Here is a 276-nt window from a genome sequence, read left to right as displayed (position 1 = left end):
ATCAGCCATCACCTTTATTCTTTGCTCGCTTAATCGTTATCTGTACAGAGTCATCAACAGGACGTGCGGTGATCCGCTCCAGCTCTGCTTCTCTCGTTCGGTTTGCAAGATCGAGACCACGAAGCCTCAATTCATGCTCTGACATAGTTTTCATTATGTCGTGTTTCTGCCTAATGGCTTTAAGACGCTTGTCTGTTACTCGCGTCAATGCTTCCTCTATTTCAAGGATGCGGTCAATCACAGGTAATTGAGTTTCTTCCACCTCAGTGACTACAA

1 protein-coding gene is annotated in these 276 nt (G+C 45.3%); it reads right to left on the bottom strand.

Going from position 1 to position 276, the window contains the following annotated elements; genetic code table 11:
- Position 1: 1 nt before the first annotated feature.
- On the bottom strand, positions 2-276 hold a 275-nt coding region (locus tag R0J87_RS20085), incomplete at its 5' end, for a hypothetical protein (RefSeq protein WP_498888455.1).

The sequence above is a fragment of the Halomonas sp. SIMBA_159 genome, from assembly GCF_046536035.1.
Taxonomy (GTDB): domain Bacteria; phylum Pseudomonadota; class Gammaproteobacteria; order Pseudomonadales; family Halomonadaceae; genus Vreelandella; species Vreelandella venusta_A.
The sequence above is the reverse complement of the archived record's forward strand: the minus strand, read 5'-3'. Positions and strand labels throughout refer to the sequence as shown.